At 72.3% G+C, this 16,832-nt stretch carries 12 protein-coding genes and 1 pseudogene; 4 read left to right on the forward strand and 9 right to left on the reverse strand.

The features are described 5' to 3' along the window. Positions 1-60 precede the first annotated feature (60 nt). The 4 genes from QF034_RS17765 to QF034_RS17780 are packed head-to-tail and all read right to left on the reverse strand — an operon-like array spanning position 61 to position 5,970. Positions 61-1,905: an acetyl/propionyl/methylcrotonyl-CoA carboxylase subunit alpha gene (locus QF034_RS17765; RefSeq protein WP_307175898.1), complete on the reverse strand. Its 1,845-nt coding sequence runs from the start codon at positions 1,903-1,905 to the stop codon at positions 61-63. 11 nt (positions 1,906-1,916) lie between these two features. Next, on the reverse strand, positions 1,917-3,515 hold the full coding sequence (locus QF034_RS17770) for an acyl-CoA carboxylase subunit beta (protein WP_307175899.1): 1,599 nt from the start codon (positions 3,513-3,515) through the stop codon (positions 1,917-1,919). Next, on the reverse strand, positions 3,512-5,179 hold the full coding sequence (locus QF034_RS17775) for an acyclic terpene utilization AtuA family protein (RefSeq protein WP_307175900.1): 1,668 nt from the start codon (positions 5,177-5,179) through the stop codon (positions 3,512-3,514). Before QF034_RS17775 ends, QF034_RS17770 begins: the two co-directional genes overlap by 4 nt. Next, positions 5,176-5,970 (reverse strand): TIGR03084 family metal-binding protein, encoded by a 795-nt coding sequence (locus QF034_RS17780; RefSeq protein WP_307175901.1) that lies wholly within the window; start codon positions 5,968-5,970, stop codon positions 5,176-5,178. The genes QF034_RS17775 and QF034_RS17780 overlap by 4 nt, the downstream gene beginning before the upstream one ends. A 375-nt stretch (positions 5,971-6,345) precedes the next feature. Here QF034_RS17780 and QF034_RS17785 point away from each other — a divergent pair, with 375 nt between their 5' ends. Together QF034_RS17785 and QF034_RS17790 are read left to right on the forward strand one after the other, a co-directional pair. Next, a complete protein-coding gene (locus QF034_RS17785) occupies positions 6,346-7,116 on the forward strand; it encodes a hypothetical protein (RefSeq protein WP_307175902.1) in 771 nt (256 codons plus the stop codon). Between the two features lie 12 nt (positions 7,117-7,128). Next, a pseudogene (locus QF034_RS17790) lies at positions 7,129-7,257 on the forward strand (TetR/AcrR family transcriptional regulator); the annotation flags it as partial. A 30-nt stretch (positions 7,258-7,287) separates the two neighbouring features. Here QF034_RS17790 and QF034_RS17795 read toward each other — a convergent pair. Then, the gene (locus tag QF034_RS17795; RefSeq protein WP_307175903.1) at positions 7,288-7,746 is read right to left on the reverse strand and encodes a pyridoxamine 5'-phosphate oxidase family protein; all 459 of its coding nucleotides are present in this window, start codon (positions 7,744-7,746) and stop codon (positions 7,288-7,290) included. Positions 7,747-7,817: 71 nt separating this feature from the next. Between QF034_RS17795 and QF034_RS17800 the strand changes: the two genes are divergently transcribed. Further along, positions 7,818-8,501 carry a formylglycine-generating enzyme family protein gene (locus QF034_RS17800; protein WP_307175904.1) on the forward strand — a complete coding sequence of 228 codons (684 nt, stop codon included), beginning with the start codon at positions 7,818-7,820 and terminating at the stop codon, positions 8,499-8,501. 16 nt (positions 8,502-8,517) lie between these two features. Here QF034_RS17800 and QF034_RS17805 read toward each other — a convergent pair whose 3' ends face one another. From QF034_RS17805 to QF034_RS17815, 3 genes are all read right to left on the reverse strand, one after another. After that, the gene (locus tag QF034_RS17805) at positions 8,518-9,501 is read right to left on the reverse strand and encodes an EamA family transporter (RefSeq protein ID WP_307175905.1); all 984 of its coding nucleotides are present in this window, start codon (positions 9,499-9,501) and stop codon (positions 8,518-8,520) included. A gap of 135 nt (positions 9,502-9,636) precedes the next feature. Beyond that, on the reverse strand, positions 9,637-10,773 hold the full coding sequence (locus QF034_RS17810) for a lipid II:glycine glycyltransferase FemX (protein ID WP_307175906.1): 1,137 nt from the start codon (positions 10,771-10,773) through the stop codon (positions 9,637-9,639). Positions 10,774-10,904: 131 nt separating this feature from the next. Further along, the gene (locus QF034_RS17815) at positions 10,905-13,769 is read right to left on the reverse strand and encodes an FAD-binding and (Fe-S)-binding domain-containing protein (RefSeq protein ID WP_307179907.1); all 2,865 of its coding nucleotides are present in this window, start codon (positions 13,767-13,769) and stop codon (positions 10,905-10,907) included. Between the two features lie 98 nt (positions 13,770-13,867). Here QF034_RS17815 and serC point away from each other — a divergent pair, with 98 nt between their 5' ends. Next, complete coding sequence (serC, locus tag QF034_RS17820; RefSeq protein WP_307175907.1) at positions 13,868-14,986, forward strand: phosphoserine transaminase; 1,119 nt, start codon at positions 13,868-13,870, stop codon at positions 14,984-14,986. Positions 14,987-15,069: 83 nt separating this feature from the next. Here the strand turns inward: serC and QF034_RS17825 are convergent, their stop codons facing one another. Beyond that, a complete protein-coding gene (locus tag QF034_RS17825; RefSeq protein WP_307175908.1) occupies positions 15,070-16,668 on the reverse strand; it encodes an alpha/beta hydrolase in 1,599 nt (532 codons plus the stop codon). Positions 16,669-16,832: the final 164 nt, after the last annotated feature.

The following is a 16,832-nucleotide window of genomic DNA, read 5'->3' on the forward strand; positions in this document are numbered from 1 at the left end:
CCGTATGTGGCTTGAGGCGCCCACGCGGCGGAGCCGCATATTCGATGCAGCCCCGCGCCCCTAGAAGGTTTCTGTCACCACTGCCAGTAGCGCGCCCGGCTCTACCTGTTGTCCGGGTACAACACACAGCTCGCTCAGCGTTCCCGTGACCGGCGCCGTGATCTTGTGCTGCATCTTCATCGCCTCCAGCCAGAGCAGGGGGTCTCCGGCCTTGACGGCGCTTCCTGCGGTGACGCCGTCGGCTACTCGGACGACCGTGCCCGGCATGGGGGCCAGGAGGGAGCCGGGGGCGTGCTGCGTGGTCGGGTCGGGGAAGCGGGGCAGGGCCGTGAGCGCGGTGGCGTTGACGTGGATCTGGTCGCCGTAGCGGGTCACGTCGAACTTGTGCCGCACTCCGTCCACTTCGACGACGACGAGGTGCGCGTCGGCGTGTACCACCCGTACGCCGTCCGCCTCCAGGCCCGTGCGCGTGTGCCGGTAGCGGACCTCGTGTTCCTGCCCGGCCATGGCGTAGCGCTTGGTCTGGGGCTGTGAGGGGACGTTGCGCCAGCCGCCGAAGCGGGAGCGGCGGTGGGCGTCGACGAGCGCGGCGGCCAGCGGGGCGTGCGGGTCGGGGGACGGCTCGGTCAGGTCCGGCAGGTGGCGGTCGTAGAAGCCGGTGTCCATGCGGGCCGCGGTGAACTCCGGGTGGCGCAGGGAGCGGACCAGGAGGTCGCGGTTGGTGACGGGGCCGTGGATCACGGCCCGTCCCAGGGCGGAGGCGAGCTTGCGGACGGCCTCCGTGCGCGTGGGGGCGTGGGCCACGGCCTTGGCGAGCATGGGGTCGTAGTGGACGCCGATGTCGTCGCCGTCCGTGTAGCCGGTGTCGAGGCGGATGCCCTCGGGCAGGGCGAGGCGGTGCAGGCGGCCGGTCTGCGGGGACCAGTCGCGGGACGGGTCCTCGGCGTAGAGGCGGGCCTCCACGGCGTGGCCACGCGCGCGTGGAGGGGTGCTGTCGAGGGGGTGGCCCTCGGCGATGCGGATCTGTTCGGCGACCAGGTCGAGGGCGAACACGGCTTCCGTCACGGGGTGTTCGACCTGGAGGCGGGTGTTCATCTCCAGGAAGTGGGCCCGGCCGTCGGCGACGAGGAACTCGACCGTGCCGGCGCCCACGTAGTCGACGGCTCGCGCGGCCCGTACGGCGAGGGCGCTCAGCTCCTCTTCGAGTTCCCCGGCCAGGCCGGGGGCGGGGGCCTCCTCGATGACCTTCTGGTGGCGGCGCTGGAGGGAGCAGTCGCGGGTGCCGAGCGGCCAGACGGTGCCGTGGGTGTCGGCGAGGATCTGCACCTCGACGTGGCGGCCGTTCTCCACGTACGGCTCGACGAAGACCTCGCCGTCGCCGAAGGCACTCGCGGCTTCGGCACGCGCGGCGGCCAACTCGGCGTCCAGGTCCGCCAGGTGCCGTACGACGCGCATGCCGCGTCCGCCGCCGCCCGCCGCCGCCTTGACCAGGACCGGCAGGTCGGCCTCGGTGACGTCGGTGAGGGGCTTCAGTCCCATGAGCCGCTTGGCGCGGGTCTTGGACGCCATCGCCTCGATGGCGTCCGGGGGCGGGCCGATCCAGACCAGGCCCGCGTCCAGGACGGCCCGGGCGAAGCCGGCGTTCTCGGAGAGGAAGCCGTAGCCGGGGTGCACGGCGTCCGCTCCGGCCGCGACGGCGGCCTTCACGATCAGGTCGCCGCGCAGATAGGTGTCGGCGGGCGCGGCCCCCGGCAGTCGTACGGCCGTGTCGGCCACGCGCGCGTGGAGCGCGTGTGCGTCGGCGTCCGAGTGCACGGCGACCGTGCGGATGCCCAGCTCGCGGCAGGTGCGGAAGACGCGGCAGGCTATCTCGCCCCGGTTGGCGACGAGCACAGAAGTGATCACTGGAGGTTTCCTCACATCCGGAAGACGCCGAAGCCGCCGCGCGCGCCCTCGTAGGGGGCGGTGTGGATCGCCGAGAGGCACAGGCCGAGGACGGTGCGGGTGTCGCGCGGGTCGATGACGCCGTCGTCGTACAGCCGCCCGGACAGGAACATCGGCAGCGACTCGGACTCGATCTGCTGCTCCACCATGGCGCGCAGAGCGGCGTCCGCCTCCTCGTCGTACGGCTGCCCCTTCGCCGCCGCCGACTGGCGGGCGACGATCGACAGCACGCCCGCGAGCTGCTGCGGGCCCATCACGGCCGACTTGGCGCTGGGCCAGGCGAAGAGGAAGCGCGGGTCGTAGGCCCGGCCGCACATGCCGTAGTGGCCGGCGCCGTAGGAGGCGCCCATGAGGACCGAGAGGTGCGGGACGCGGCTGTTGCTGACCGCGTTGATCATCATCGCGCCGTGTTTGATGATGCCGCCCTGCTCGTACTCCTTGCCGACCATGTAGCCGGTCGTGTTGTGCAGGAAGAGCAGGGGGATGTCGCGCTGGTTGGCGAGCTGGATGAACTGGGCGGCCTTCTGGGACTCCTCGCTGAAGAGGACCCCCTGGGCGTTGGCCAGGATGCCGATCGGATAGCCGTGGAGCGCGGCCCAGCCGGTGGTCAGGCTCGTCCCGTACAGCGGCTTGAACTCGTCGAAGTCGGAGGCGTCGACGATACGCGCGATGACCTCGCGCGGGTCGAAGGGGCTCTTCAGGTCGCCCGGGACGACGCCGAGGAGTTCCTCGGCGTCGTACTCGGGCGGCTCGGCCGGGCCGGGATCGCCGTACGCCTTGCGGTGGTTGAGGCGGGCGACCACGCGGCGGGCCTGCCGGAGCGCGTCGTGCTCGTCGACGGCGAAGTGGTCGGCGAGGCCCGAGACGCGCGCGTGCATCCCGGCGCCGCCCAGGGACTCGTCGTCGCTCTCCTCCCCGGTCGCCATCTTCACCAGCGGCGGACCGCCGAGGAACACCTTGGCCCGCTCCTTGACCATGATCACGTGGTCGGACATGCCGGGGATGTAGGCGCCCCCGGCGGTGGAGTTGCCGAAGACGACCGCGAGGGTGGGGATCCCGGCGGCGGAAAGCCGGGTGAGGTCCCGGAAGATGGCACCCCCGGGGATGAAGATCTCCTTCTGCGACGGCAGGTCGGCGCCGCCGGACTCCACCAGGCTGATGCAGGGCAGCCGGTTGGCGAGGGCGATGTCGTTCGCGCGCAGGGCCTTCTTCAGCGACCAGGGGTTGCTCGCACCACCGCGCACCGTCGGGTCGTTGGCGGTGATCAGGCACTCCACTCCCTCGACGACACCGATGCCGGTGACGAGGGAGGCGCCGACGGTGTGGTCGCTGCCCCAGGCGGCCAGCGGGGACAGCTCCAGGAAGGGCGTGTCGGGATCGAGGAGCAGCTCGATGCGTTCGCGGGCGAGGAGTTTGCCGCGTTTGCGGTGCCGCTCGACGTACTTCTCGCCGCCGCCCGCGAGGGCCTTGGCGTGCTCGGCGTCGAGTTCGGCGAGCTTGGCGAGCATGGTCTCGCGGTTGGCCCGGTACTCGGGGCCGCTCGGGTCGAGCGCGGAGGTCAGGACGGTCACAGGAGGGCCTCCGGTATGTCCAGGTGGCGGGAGCGCAGCCATTCGCCGAGGGCCTTGGCCTGCGGGTCGAAGCGGTGCTGTGCGGCGACGCCCGCGCCGAGGATCCCTTCGACGACGAAGTTGAGGGCGCGGAGGTTGGGCAGGACGTGCCGGGTGACCTTCAGCGGCCGGCTCTCGGGGATCAGCTCCCGGAACCGGTCGGCCGTCAGCTCGTGCGCGAGCCAGCGCCAGGCGTCGTCCGTGCGGGCCCAGACGCCGACGTTGGCGTTGCCGCCCTTGTCGCCGCTGCGGGCGCCCGCGACGAGCCCGAGGGGGGCGTGCCGGGTGGGCCCGGGCGGCAGCGGCTCGGGCAGGTGCGGCTGTGGGACCTCGTCGAGTACGGCGGTGTCGTGGGCCGGGGGCACCGGGACCCGGTGCCCGTCATGGAGGACGGCCACGTGGTCGACGGCACCATGGGGGACGTACACATCCTCGAAGACTCCATAGGGCGAGCCCTTTCCGGGTGGTGCCAGCACATGGAAGCCGGGGTAACTGGCGAGCGCCAGCTCCACGGCCGCCCCGCTCAGGGCCCGTCCGACGACCTCCTGGTCGGGGTCCTGTACGACGAGCCGCAGCAACGCGCTCGCCGTCTCCTCGCTCCGGGCGTCGGGCCGGTCGGTGCGGACCAGCTCCCAGCGCACGTCGGCGGCCTTGCCGAGGGCGGGTTCCATCTGCTCCCGCACCAGGGCGGCCTTGGCCTCCACGTCGAGGCCGGTGAGCACGAAGACGACCTCGTTGCGGAAGCCGCCGAGCCTGGTGAGCCCGACCTTGAGGGTGGGCGGCGGTGCCTGACCGCGCACACCCTCGATCCGCACCCGGTCGGGCCCGTCCTGGGCGAGCCGCACGGTGTCCAGCCGGGCGGTGACGTCCGGCCCCGCGTACCGGGCACCGGCCGTCTCGTACAGCAACTGGGCGGTGACCGTGCCGACGTCGACGAAACCGCCGGTGCCGGGGTGCTTGGTGATGACGCAGCTGCCGTCCTCGTGGAGCTCGGCGAGCGGGAAGCCCGGCCGGCGGACGTCGCCGTCCCGGAAGAAGGCGTAGTTGCCGCCGGTGGCCTGCGCCCCGCACTCCAGCACATGCCCGGCGACGACGGCCCCGGCCAGCCGGTCGTGGTCGGTCTCCCGCCACCCGAAGTGGGCGGCGGCCGGCCCGGTGACGAGCGCCGCGTCCGTCACCCGCCCGGTGACGACGACGTCGGCGCCGGCGCGCAGACAGGCCGCGATGCCGAAGCCGCCGAGGTAGGCGTGGGCGGCGAGGCTGCCGGGATGGGCGGCGGTGAGGTCGTCGCCCTCCACATGTGCGACGCGCACGGGGATGCCGAGCCGGTCGGCCAAGTGCCGTACGGCGTCGGCGAGTCCGGCCGGGTTGAGCCCGCCGGCGTTGGTGACGATCCGCACGCCCCGCTCATGGGCGAGCCCCAGGCAGTCCTCCAACTGCCGCAGAAAGGTACGGGCGTATCCGGCACCGGGGTCCTTCAGCCGGTCCCGGCCGAGGATGAGCATCGTCAGCTCGGCGAGGTAGTCGCCCGTGAGGACGTCCAGGTCGCCGCCCGTGAGCATCTCGCGCATGGCGTCGAAGCGGTCGCCGTAGAAGCCGGAGGCGTTGCCGATCCGGAGGGTCACGGTGCGGCCCCTTTCGGGGGGCGCCCGGTGCCCGGCGGGCCCGCGAAGGCCTGGGCGATGTCCAGCCAGCGGTCGGCGTCGGGGCCGTCGGCGCGCAGGGCGAGGTCGGCGCGGTGGGCGCGCTGGGTGACCAGGAGGCAGAAGTCGAGGGCGGGCCCGGTGACGCGTTGCGGGGCGTCCTCGGGCCCGTACGCCCACACGTCACCGGAGGGCGAGTCGAGTGCGACGCGGAAGGGCTCGGTGGGCGGAGTCAGCCCGTGCACTCCGTAGGCGAAGTCCCGCGTCCGTACCCCGAGCCAGGCCACATGCCGCAGCCGGTCGGTGGGTGGGCGCACCACACCGAGGGTGTCGGCCACGTCCTGGCCGTGGGCCCAGGTCTCCATGAGGCGGGCCGTCGCCATGGAGGCGGCCGACATGGGTGGGCCGTACCAGGGGAAGCGCGCCTTGGGCGGGGCGGCCCGCAGCGCCTCCTCCAGCGCGGTACGGCCGTCGCGCCACCGCGCGAGCAGCTCGGCGGGCGGGAGTCCGGCGTCCTCCTCGGCGCCCTCGTCGACGAAGGAGCCCGGTGCGGCGAGGGCCTTCTCGACCAGGGCTCGGAAGCCGTCGGCGTCCGTGACGGCGAGCAGGGCCGAGCGGTCCGTCCAGGCGAGGTGGGCGATCTGGTGGGCGACGGTCCAGCCGGGCGCGGGGGTGGGGAGCGCCCAGCCCTGCGTGCTCAACGCGGCCACGAGGCGGTCGAGTTCCTCGCTCTCCTCGCGCAGGTCGTCGATCACGGACGTCGGATCGGACACGGGCGCTCCCCTCGGGGCACGGCGGTGTGCGGGGTCGGTGCGGGGTGGTGCGGCGTGCTGAGGAGCATGGCAGCGGAGCCAGAAACAATCAAGCGTGCTTGCATGAAACTGTGGGGTGGCCGGAAGCGTGTGCTCAGGCGGCGCGATCAATACACTCTGGGACGCGCTCGTTCACTTGGTCGCGCATGGTCACGCATCGGGGGAGACACAAGGATGAGCAACTGGAACCCGGGTGGGCAGCCGCCGCCGTACGGTCCGCACGGCGGGCAGCCGTACCCGCCGCCTCCACCCGGCCCCTATGGGCCGCCGCACCAGCCACCGGGCGCTGGCGGTGGCTATCCGCCCCATGTGCCGCACCCCTACACCCCTCACCCGATGCCACCGCAGGCGCCGCCGCCCGGCCCCTTCACGCGGCTGCGGCGGCGTATCGGCCCGATCCACACCGCGCGCCGGGTCTTCAAGCCCTCCCGGCCGGACCTCGTCGAGGATCCGTTGATCGCGCGCATGCAGAAGATCCGTACGTTGGTGGGGCTGGGCGCGGTGGTGTGGGTGTCGGTGGCCTACAAGATCGCCAACTCCGTCCAGGACGTCGCGGACGACCGGTTCCATCAGTCGTGGATCAGCGTGCTGATGCTGTCCGTGACGCTCCCGGCGGTCGTGGGCGTCCTGACGGCCCTGACGGCTCCGCCGGCCCGCCGGGACCTACTGCGCCGGGCCGCGAAGTCGTTCGGCGCGATCCTGGCCCTCATCGCCGGGGTCTTCGTCTTCCCGGCGTCCATGCTCACCGGCTTCCTCGACGGGAAGTTCGCGACCAACCCGGTGATGTCCGTGGTCACTTGGGTGGTCATCGTGTTCATCCTGGTGTGGGTGACGCCGTTCATCTTCTGGGGCATCGGTCTGGCGCTGATCCACGTGTTCCGCACGGCCGACATCCACCAGACCATGCCGCCGCTGCTCGCCATGACGCTGGTCTGGGAGATGGCGCTGATCGACGTCGTCACCGGGGCGTATGCGGGCGTGCCGGGGCCGGTGCGGGCGGTGTTCGTGCTCGGGGCCCCGCTGTCCGTGACCGCGGTCGGGTTGTGGGAGCTGCGGCGGCTGCGGGTGCATTACGGGATCTCGGTGCGGGGGGTGCTGGTGCGCTAGGGGGTGTTTCGGCCCCGACCTCTCGCCCGCTACCTCATGACCGTGGCCAACGGCATCGCCGTCCAGGCCGCCGGCGGCGCCACCCGCGACGAGCTCCAGCGGGTGGCCGACATGGCCCTGCGGAGCCGGCCACCCGCCTGACGGGTCCGGCGGGGAAAGTCGCCGCAGACCTCAGCCGTCGATGTCGAGCGCCGTCCCGTACAGCCGGTCCACGTGCAGCCGGACGACCACCCGCCGTTCGGTCACCAACTGCTCCAGGAACACGCCTTCGTCCTCCGGCCGGGCCTCCTCCGGGATGATCCCGAGCAGCTCCCGCCCGACCTCGTCACCGGGAACCGTCGTGACGTCGGAAACCTCCGCCTCGCCCTCCGCGACGGCGAACGACCACACGTCACCGCCCTGCACATGCAGCGCCGCGCGCGGATTGTGCCTCAGCTGCCGGACCTTGACGCGGTCGGCCGTCGTCGAGAACCGCACGATCCGGGCCTCGGGGTCCCAGCTGTAGACCATGGTGGTCAGATGGGGCCGGCCGTTGCGCTTGACGGTGGCGAGAGTGCCGAACTGCTGCTTGCCGAGCAGGCCGGAGAGGGCTTCGTCGGACAGGGGGCGGGGTGCGGGGCCTTGAGTCATGGCCAGGTCAACTTCACGGCGCGCACGGAAATTTCACGGCCGGCGTCCGCGCGTCGTTAGTGTGGCTCGACATGGGGGCCGACATGGACGTGGAGAACGGGATGGTGACCGTCCCGCCGGGGCGGGTGACGCTGTCCGACCGGCGGACGCAGCGGAGTTGGGCCGTCGACGTCGCGCCGTTCCGGATGTCCGCGGTGCCGGTCACTCAGGCCTGGTACGCCCAGGTCACCGGTGAGCGGCCGAGCGCCGCTCATGGTGCACGGCTGCCCGTCGAGGGCGTGTCGTGGTGGGACGCGGTCCGGTTCTGCAACGCGCTGTCCCGGGCGGAGGGGCTGACGCCCGTGTACCGCCTGTGCGACGACTCCGAGTCGGTCGACCGGGACGCCTCCGGCGACGGGTACCGGCTGCCGACCGAGGCCGAGTGGGAGCACGCCTGCCGGGCCGGCACCAGCGGGCCGCGGTACGGGCGGCTCGACGAGATCGCCTGGTACCGCGGCACCTCACAGGAGCGGATCCGCCCCGTGGGCGGCAAGCAGCCCAACGCGTGGGGCCTCTACGACATGCTGGGCAATGTCTGGGAGTGGTGCTGGGACCTCTACGACGCCGAGGTCTACGGCGCCTACCGGGTGCTGCGGGGCGGCGGCTGGGCCGACGAGCACTGGAGTTGCCGTGCCTCCGTACGGCGCCGCAGCCATCCGACGTTCCGGATCGACGACGTGGGATTCCGCGTGGTGCGCGGATCCCAGCCGCAGTGAACGCGTCCCGGTCGCCCTAGCCCTCCAGACCCGTACCCTCCAGCGCCGCCGTCTTCCGGCGGCCGCGGCCCCGGCCCCGGCCGACCTGGGTCCGTACCGCTCCCATGCTCGCCGCGATGACGAGGGCGATCGCGGCGGCCTCCGTGGTGGTCAGAGTCTGGTCGAGGAGGAGGAAGCCGGCCGTCGCGGCGATGGCCGGTTCCAGGCTCATGAGGATCGCGAAGGTGGAGGCGGGCAGGCGGCGCAGGGCGAGCAGTTCGAGGGTGTAGGGCAGGACCGAGGAGAGCAGGGCCACCGCCGCGCCGAGGCCCAGCGTCACCGGGTCGAGCAGCTTCGTGCCCGACTCCGCGATGCCCAGGGGCAGGAACAGCACCGCCCCCACCGCCATCGCCAGTGCCAGGCCGTCCGCCTGAGGGAAGCGGCGGCCCGTACGGGCGCTGAAGATGATGTAGGTCGCCCACATGGCGCCGGCACCCAGGGCGAAGGCCGCTCCTATGGGGTCGAGGCCGCTGAAACCTCCGCCGCCGAGGAGGAAGACACCGGCGAGGGCGAGTGCCGCCCAGACGACGTTGACCGCGCGGCGGGACGCCAGGACCGAGAGGGCGAGCGGGCCGAGGACCTCCAGGGTGACCGCGGGCCCCAGCGGGATGCGGGCGACGGCCTGGTAGAAGAGGCCGTTCATCGCGGCCATGGTGATGCCGAAGACCACGACCGTGCCCCAGTCGGTGCGTGAGTGGCCGCGCAGGCGCGGTCGGCAGACCACCAGCAGGACGGCCGCCGCCACGAGCAGCCGCAGCGCCACGACCCCGAGGGCGCCCGCCCTCGGCATCAGCATCACCGCCAGCGCACCGCCGAACTGCACAGAGATCCCGCCCGCGAACACCAGGCCCACCGGCCCGAGGGAGCCCAGCCGGCCTGGCCTGCCCGGTCCTGCGGTCGGTGCGCCGGCAGCGGCGGTCGTCGCGGACTGGGGCGTGGTGGCGGTGTCCGGAGTGGTCACGGGCGGTCCTGTGCTCGGCTGCGTACCTACAATCCTGATGCACGCTGGCGTGCATCAGGATGTACTTTGAAGTCCAGAGTAATGGACTCAGCCAGGCGCGTAAACCGCTTATGCCACTGTCTTGGAATGCGGGCCTCAGCGGCGGGCCAGGTACAGGTTCAGCGCCTTGTACAGCAGCCGGTTGATCGGGAAGTCCCACTCGCCGAGGTACTCGACGGCCTCGCCGCCGGTGCCCACCTTGAACCGGAGCAGGCCCAGCAGGTGGCTGGACTCCTCCAGCGTGTCCGTGATGCCGCGCAGGTCGTAGACGGCGGCGCCGAGTTCATGGGCGTCCGTCATCATGCGCCACTGCATGGCGCTGCTCGGCTGGACCTCGCGCCGCCGGCTGGTGGAGGCGCCGTAGGAGTACCAGACGTGGTCGCCGACGGTCAGCATCGTCGCGGCGGCGAGCGCCTCGCCGTCGTGATACGCGAGGTAGAGCCGCATCCGGTCCGGATGCTCGGCGGTGAGCGCGCTCCACATGCGCTGGAAGTAGGGCAGCGGGCGCGGGAGGAAGCGGTCCCGCTCGGCGGTCTCGGAGTACAGCTCGTGGAAGGCCGGCAGATCCTCGTAACCGCCGCGTACGACCTTCACGCCGGCCTTCTCCGCCTTGCTGATGTTGCGTCGCCACTGCTGGTTCAGGCCGCCGCGGATGTCCTCCAGCGACCGTCCGGCGAACGGCACCTGGAAGACGTACCGGGGCTGTCCCGCGGCGAAGCCGTCCTCGCCGCCGGGTTCGGTCTGCCGCCAGCCCATACGGCGCAGGGTGTCCGCGACCTGGCCGGCACGCGGTTCGAACGACGTCGCCCGCACGTCGCGCAGGCGCCGGGCGGCCGGGTCCGCGATCGCGGCCTTGACCGCCTCGGCGCTCCAGCGGCGCACCACGACCGGCGGGCCCATCCGCACCGCGAAGGCGCCCCGGCTCGCGAGGTGGGCGACCATCGGCTCCAGCAGATGGTCGAGGCCGGGCTCGTGCCAGTCGATCAGCGGGCCCTCCGGCAGATACGCCAGGTACCGCGGCAGTCCGGGCAGCTTCGGCCCGGGCAGCGGGCGCAGCAGCACCAGTCCCGCGCCGACGAGCTGCCCGGCTCCGTCGGACCAGCCGAGGCTCTCCGCCCGCCAGTCGGGCTTCACCTCGCCCCAGGACGGGATCTGGGTGTGGCTGGCGAAGGGGCGGGCCGCGACGAACGCGAGATGCTCGTCACGGGTGATCTGCTGGACGCGGACGCTCATGCGCGGGCTCCTTCGAGTGGCTGGTGCCGAGAGCCTAGGAGCGGCTTCGCCCCTGCCCCGGCTCAGACACTCGGGTCGGCCCGTGCCGTGGCCCGAACGCCCCAAGCGCGGGTGTGAAGGGGCAGTCAGTGTCAGCCGTCCCCCTCCAGCGCCGCCGCCAGCACCTCCGCCAGATGCCTCCCCCGCACGCCCGCCAGCTGCTCCAGCTGCGTGCGGCAGGAGAAGCCGTCCGCCAGGACCACCGTGCCGTCGGGGGCCTCCCGTACCGACGGCAGGAGCTGTTCTTCCGCGCATGCGGTGGACACCTCGTAGTGGCCCTTCTCGAAGCCGAAGTTCCCCGCGAGGCCGCAGCAGCCGCCGCTCAGTTCGCCGGTGAGCAGCGCGGCCCGGCGCAGCCGGTGGTCGGCGGCGTCGCCCAGCACCGCGTGCTGGTGGCAGTGGGTCTGGCCGGCCACCGGGCGGTCGACGCGCGGTGGTGTCCAGCCGGGGGCGTGGCGTTCCAGTGTCTCCGCGAACGTGAGGACCTTGGCGGCGAGGCGGGCGGCGCGCGGGTCGTCGTGCAGCAGCTCGGGGACGTCCGTGCGCAGCGCCGCGGCGCAGCTCGGCTCCAGGACCACGACCGGGGCGTCGGTCTCCAGCACCGGTTCCGTCAGGTCGAGCGTGCGGCGCATGACCGCTCGGGCGCGGTCAAGCTGCCCCGTCGACACATACGTCAGCCCGCAGCAGACGTGCCCCCGGCCCCGCAGCAGGGACAGCGGGTCGAGGGCGACCGTCCGGCCGTCGCCCACCGGCGGTTTCTCCAGACGCACGGTCGGCGGCAGCGCCACCCGCAGCCCGGCCGCCTCCAGCACCCGCACGGCGGCCCGCCCCACGGAGGGCGAGAGGTACTCGGTGAAGGTGTCGGGCCACAGCACGACCAGGTCGCCGCCCTGCACGGAGGCCCGCCGCCGCTCCCACCACCGGCTGAACGTCTGTGTCGCCACCCGGGGGAGCTCCCGCTCGGGGGCGATCCCGCCCAGCCGTTTCGCCACCCGGGCCAGAGGCCGCAGCCGGGCCAGGGCGTTGACCAGCCGCGCCGTGCGCGTACGGGTCACGGCACGGAGCCACACGGGCAGCCGGCCCATCGCGTAGTGCGCGGCGGGGCGGCGCCGGCCGGCGTAGTGGTGGTGGAGGAACTCCGCCTTGTACGTGGCCATGTCCACCTCCACCGGGCAGTCCGACCGGCAGCCCTTGCAGGACAGACACAGGTCCAGGGCGTCCCGCACCTCCGTGGAGCGCCACCCGTCGCTCACCAGCTCACCGGCGAGCATCTCGTGCAGCAGCCGGGCCCGCCCGCGCGTGGAGTGCTCCTCGGCGCCGGTCGCCCGGAAGGACGGGCACATGACGCCCGAGCCGGACACCGACGTCGTGCGGCACTTGGCGACGCCCACGCAGCGCCGCACCGCCGCCGAGAAGTCACCGCCGTCAAAGGGGTAGCCGAAGGCGACGTCGACGGGCTCGCGGGGCAGGACGGAGAAACGCAGGCCGGCGTCCAGGGGCGCGGGGCGGACCAGCATGCCGGGGTTGAGCAGGTCGTCCGGGTCCCACACCCCCTTCACCCGCTCGAACAGGCCGACCATCTCAGGCCCGTACATCTTCGGCAGCAGCTCCGCCCGCGCCTGCCCGTCCCCGTGCTCCCCGGACAGCGAACCGCCGTGCGTCACCACCAGCTCCGCGAGCTCCTCCGAGAAGCGGCGGAACCGGGCGACGCCGGGCTCGGTCAGCAGGTCGAAGTCGATCCGGACGTGGATGCAGCCGTCCCCGAAGTGCCCGTACGGCGTGCCGCGCAGCCCGTGGGCGGCCAGCAGCCCCCGGAAGTCCCGCAGATACGCCCCGAGCCGGGCGGGCGGCACCGCGCAGTCCTCCCAGCCGGGCCAGGCCTCCGTCCCGTCCGGCATCCGGGTCGCCGTACCGCTCGCGTCCTCCCGGATCCGCCACAGCGCGCGCTGCCCCGCCGGGTCGGTGACCACCAACGCGTCCAGGACATCGGCCGCCCGCACGATCGTCTCCGCACGCGCGCATGCCTCCTCGGCCGACTCCCCGCCGGTCTCCACGAACAGCCAGGCCGCGCCCCGCGGCAGCGCGGCCGGGGACGGCACCAGGTCCGCCGCCATGCCCTCCACCGTCAGCGGGCGCAGCGGCAACAGCCCGGCCGCCGCCTCCGCCGCCGCGCTCTCGTCGGCGTAGCCGAGCACGGCCAGCGCACGCGCGCGTGGTGCCTCGACGAGGCCTACGACCGCCTCCGTCAGCACGCCCAGCGTGCCCTCGGAACCGCAGAAGGAGCGGGCCACGTCGGCGCCGCGCTCGGGCAGCAGGGCGTCCAGCGCGTACCCGGAGATACGGCGGGGCAGCTCCGGGAAGCCGGTGCGCAGCCGGGCCAGTTCGCCGTCCACCAGCTCCCGCAGGCCGTCCGGCGCGCCGGCCCCGTCCCGCCCGAGCCGCAGCCGCCGCCCGCGTGCGGTGATCACGTCCAGCTGGCGCACGCTGTCCGCGGTCGTCCCCCAGGCCACCGAGTGCGAGCCGCACGAGTTGTTGCCGATCATGCCGCCGAGCGTGCACCGGCTGTGGGTGGAGGGGTCGGGCCCGAACCGCAGCCCGTGCGGGGCCGCCGCCTCCTGGAGCCGGTCGAGCACCAGACCCGGCTGCACGACGGCCGTACGCGCCTCGGGATCCAGGGTGACCAGCCGGTTCATGTGCCGGGTGAAGTCCAGGACGACACCGGTTCCGGTGGCCTGCCCCGCGATGGACGTGCCCCCGCCGCGGGCGACGACGGGCACGCCGTGCTCCCGGCAGACGGCCAGTACGGCGGCCACGTCGTCGGCGTCCACGGGGGCGACGACGCCACGAGGGACCCTCCGGTAGTTGGACGCGTCCATGGTGACCAGTGCCCGGGAGGTGACGTCGAACCCGACCTCGCCGCGGACGGCCGCCCGCAATTCCGCCTCAAGTTCGGACATGCCGCCACTCATGTCTGCGCTCATGCCTCCACTCAACACCGTCTCACCCGACGGACGACGTTTCGCCCGCGTTTCGGGAAGCGACTACGCTCCCCTCCGTGGCTGAGATCCGGATTCCCTCTGACATCAAGCCCGCGGACGGTCGTTTCGGCGCGGGTCCCTCCAAGGTGCGGACGGAGGCGCTGGACGCCCTCGCCGCCAGCGGCACGTCCCTCATGGGCACCTCCCACCGCCAGGCCCCTGTCAAAAACCTGGTCGGCAAGGTGCGTGAGGGCATCCGTGAGCTGTTCCAGCTCCCCGACGGGTACGAGGTGGTCCTCGGCAACGGCGGCTCCACCGCGTTCTGGGACATCGCGACGCACGGCCTGATCGAGAACAAGTCGCAGCACCTCAGTTTCGGCGAGTTCTCCTCCAAGTTCGCCAAGGCCGCCAAGCTCGCGCCCTGGCTGGCCGAGCCGGACGTCATCTCCAGTGACCCGGGCACGCACCCCGAGCCGGTCGCCGGGGCGGGCGTCGACGTGTACGCGTTCACCCACAACGAGACCTCGACCGGTGTCGCCATGCCGATCAAGCGCGTGGCCGGCGCCGACGAGGGCGCCCTGGTCCTCGTGGACGCCACCTCCGGTGCCGGCGGCCTGCCCGTCGACATCGCCGAGACGGACGTCTACTACTTCGCCCCGCAGAAGTCCTTCGCCTCCGACGGCGGCCTGTGGATCGGCGTCTTCTCCCCGGCCGCGATCGAGCGCGCGGAGCGCGTCCACGCGTCCGGCCGGCACGTCCCGGAGTTCTTCTCGCTGCCGACGGCGATCGACAACTCCCGCAAGAACCAGACGTACAACACCCCGGCCCTCGCCACCCTGTTCCTCCTCAACGAGCAGCTGGAGTGGATCAACGGCCAGGGCGGCCTGGACTGGTCGGTGCGCCGCACGGCCACGTCCGCGCGGACGCTGTACGGCTGGGCCGAGGACGTCAAGTTCGCGAGCCCGTTCGTCACCGACCCGGCCAAGCGCTCCCAGGTCATCGGCACGATCGACTTCACGGACGAGGTGGACGCCGCCGCCGTCGCCAAGGTCCTGCGCGCCAACGGCATCGTCGACACCGAGCCCTACCGCAAGCTCGGCCGCAACCAGCTGCGCGTGGCGATGTTCCCGGCGATCGACCCGGCGGACATCGAGGCCCTGACGAAGTGCGTCGACTACGTGATCGAGAAGCTCTGATCTTCTCCCGCAGACGATGAGGGGCGCCCGGCTGGTACCGGGCGCCCCTCACGTCATGTCAGGCGATGCTCACGCGAGCGCGCTCAGACCCCGGACCCCAGGATCCCGCGCAGGGTGTTGCCGACCGTCGCGACGGCCGACTGGCCCGTGCTCGGCGTCTTCTCCGCCGTGGCCTGCGGCTTCGGGTCGGGCAGCTTCTTGCAGACCGCGTCGGCCACGCCGCTGCCGTGCGGCACCTTGCCGCTGGTGAGGTACGCCGCCAGGTACTTGTCGAGGCAGGCGTTGCCGCCCAGCGTGATGCCGTGGTTGCCGCCGCCCTGCTCCACCACCAGGCTGGAGCCCTTCAGCAGGCGGTGCATGGTGACACCGCCCTGGTACGGGGTGGCCGCGTCGTCCGTCGCCTGGAACAGCAGCACCGGCGGGAGCTTGGTGTTGGCGACGTTCACCGGCTTCAGCGTCTTCGTCGGCCAGAACGCGCACGGCGCGTTGTACCAGGCGTTGTTCCAGGCCATGAACGGCGCCTTCTCGTACACCGCCCAGTTGTCCTTGCGCCACTGCTTCCAGTCGCGCGGCCAGGACGCGTCACGGCACTGCACCGCGGTGTAGACGCTGTAGCCGTTGTCGCCGGAGGCGTCGATGGCGGCGATGTTGTCGTACGCCTTCACCAGCGCGGCGGTGTCCTTCTTGTTGACGTACGCCGCGAACGTCTGGGCGAGGGTGGGCCAGTAGGCGTTGTTGTAGCCGCCGGGTATGAAGATGTCCTCCAGCTCGGAGGCGCCCACCTTGCCGCCCGCCGGCTTCTTGGCCAGGGCCGCCCGCATGGCGTACCACTTGGCCTCGACCTTCTTCGGGTCGGTGCCGAGCTTGTACGTGGAGTCGTACTTGGCGATCCACGCCATGAGCGCCTTGTGACGCTTGTCGAAGGCGTAGTCCTGCTGGATGTTGTCCTCGTACCAGACCCCGGTCGGGTCGACGATCGAGTCCAGCACCAGGCGCCGCACCCGCTCGGGGAACAGCTTGGCGTAGACCGAGCCGAGGTAGGTGCCGTACGAGTAGCCGAAGTAATTGATCTTCTTGGCGCCGAGGGCCTTGCGGATCGAGTCCATGTCCTTCACGGCGCTGACCGTGTTGATGTACGGCAGGACGTCCGCGTACTTCTTGCCGCAGGCCTGGGCGAAGGACTTGGCGCGGTCGAGGTTGGCCTTCTCCAGCGCGGGCGTGCTGGGCACGGAGTCGGGGCGCACCGGGTCGAAGTAACCCGGCTTGCAGTCCAGGGCGGGCTGGCTCTTGCCCACGCCGCGCGGGTCAAAGCCGACGACGTCGTACTGGGCGGCGACCTCCTTCGGCAGGGACGACGCGACGAAACCGGCCAGCGACAGGCCACTGCCGCCGGGGCCGCCGGGGTTGACCAGCAGCGGGCCCTGGTACGTCTTGGCGGTGTGCGGCACGCGGGACAGCGCCAGCGTGATCTGCTTCCCCTGCGGCTTGGCGTAGTCGAGCGGCACCTTCACCGACGCGCACTGGAGCGTCGGGTAGTCCTCCGTGCCGCACTTCTTCCAGGTGACCTTCGCGGCCTGGGCGGTGGTCGCGGAGTGCGGCGCGCTGGCGCTGGCGGGGACGGCGGTGAGCGTCCCGGCCAGGACGACGGTCGCGCCGCACAGGACGGCTGCGCTTCTTCTCATGGAGTTCTCTCAGAACGGTGAGGGGGGTCAGGACCGCGTGTCACGCGGTCCGTGCCGCATCGTTTCGGAAGAGCACGCCATGCACGTACGTATTCGACCAAGACTTGACCGAATCGAGTCATCTACTGTGCCCAAATCCCCGGAAAACGGGGGTTGTTGGACTA

The organism is Streptomyces africanus, from assembly GCF_030816955.1.
In the GTDB taxonomy this organism is placed as follows: domain Bacteria; phylum Actinomycetota; class Actinomycetes; order Streptomycetales; family Streptomycetaceae; genus Streptomyces; species Streptomyces africanus.

Coding starts and splice junctions, on each gene's coding strand:
- QF034_RS17785 (WP_307175902.1), top strand. CDS start 6,346: ATGCCACCGCAGGCGCCGCCGCCCGGCCCCTTCACGCGGCTGCGGCGG.
- QF034_RS17795 (WP_307175903.1), bottom strand. CDS start 7,746: ATGACTCAAGGCCCCGCACCCCGCCCCCTGTCCGACGAAGCCCTCTCC.
- QF034_RS17800 (WP_307175904.1), top strand. CDS start 7,818: ATGGGGGCCGACATGGACGTGGAGAACGGGATGGTGACCGTCCCGCCG.
- QF034_RS17810 (WP_307175906.1), bottom strand. CDS start 10,773: ATGAGCGTCCGCGTCCAGCAGATCACCCGTGACGAGCATCTCGCGTTC.
- QF034_RS17815 (WP_307179907.1), bottom strand. CDS start 13,769: ATGTCCGAACTTGAGGCGGAATTGCGGGCGGCCGTCCGCGGCGAGGTC.
- QF034_RS17825 (WP_307175908.1), bottom strand. CDS start 16,668: ATGAGAAGAAGCGCAGCCGTCCTGTGCGGCGCGACCGTCGTCCTGGCC.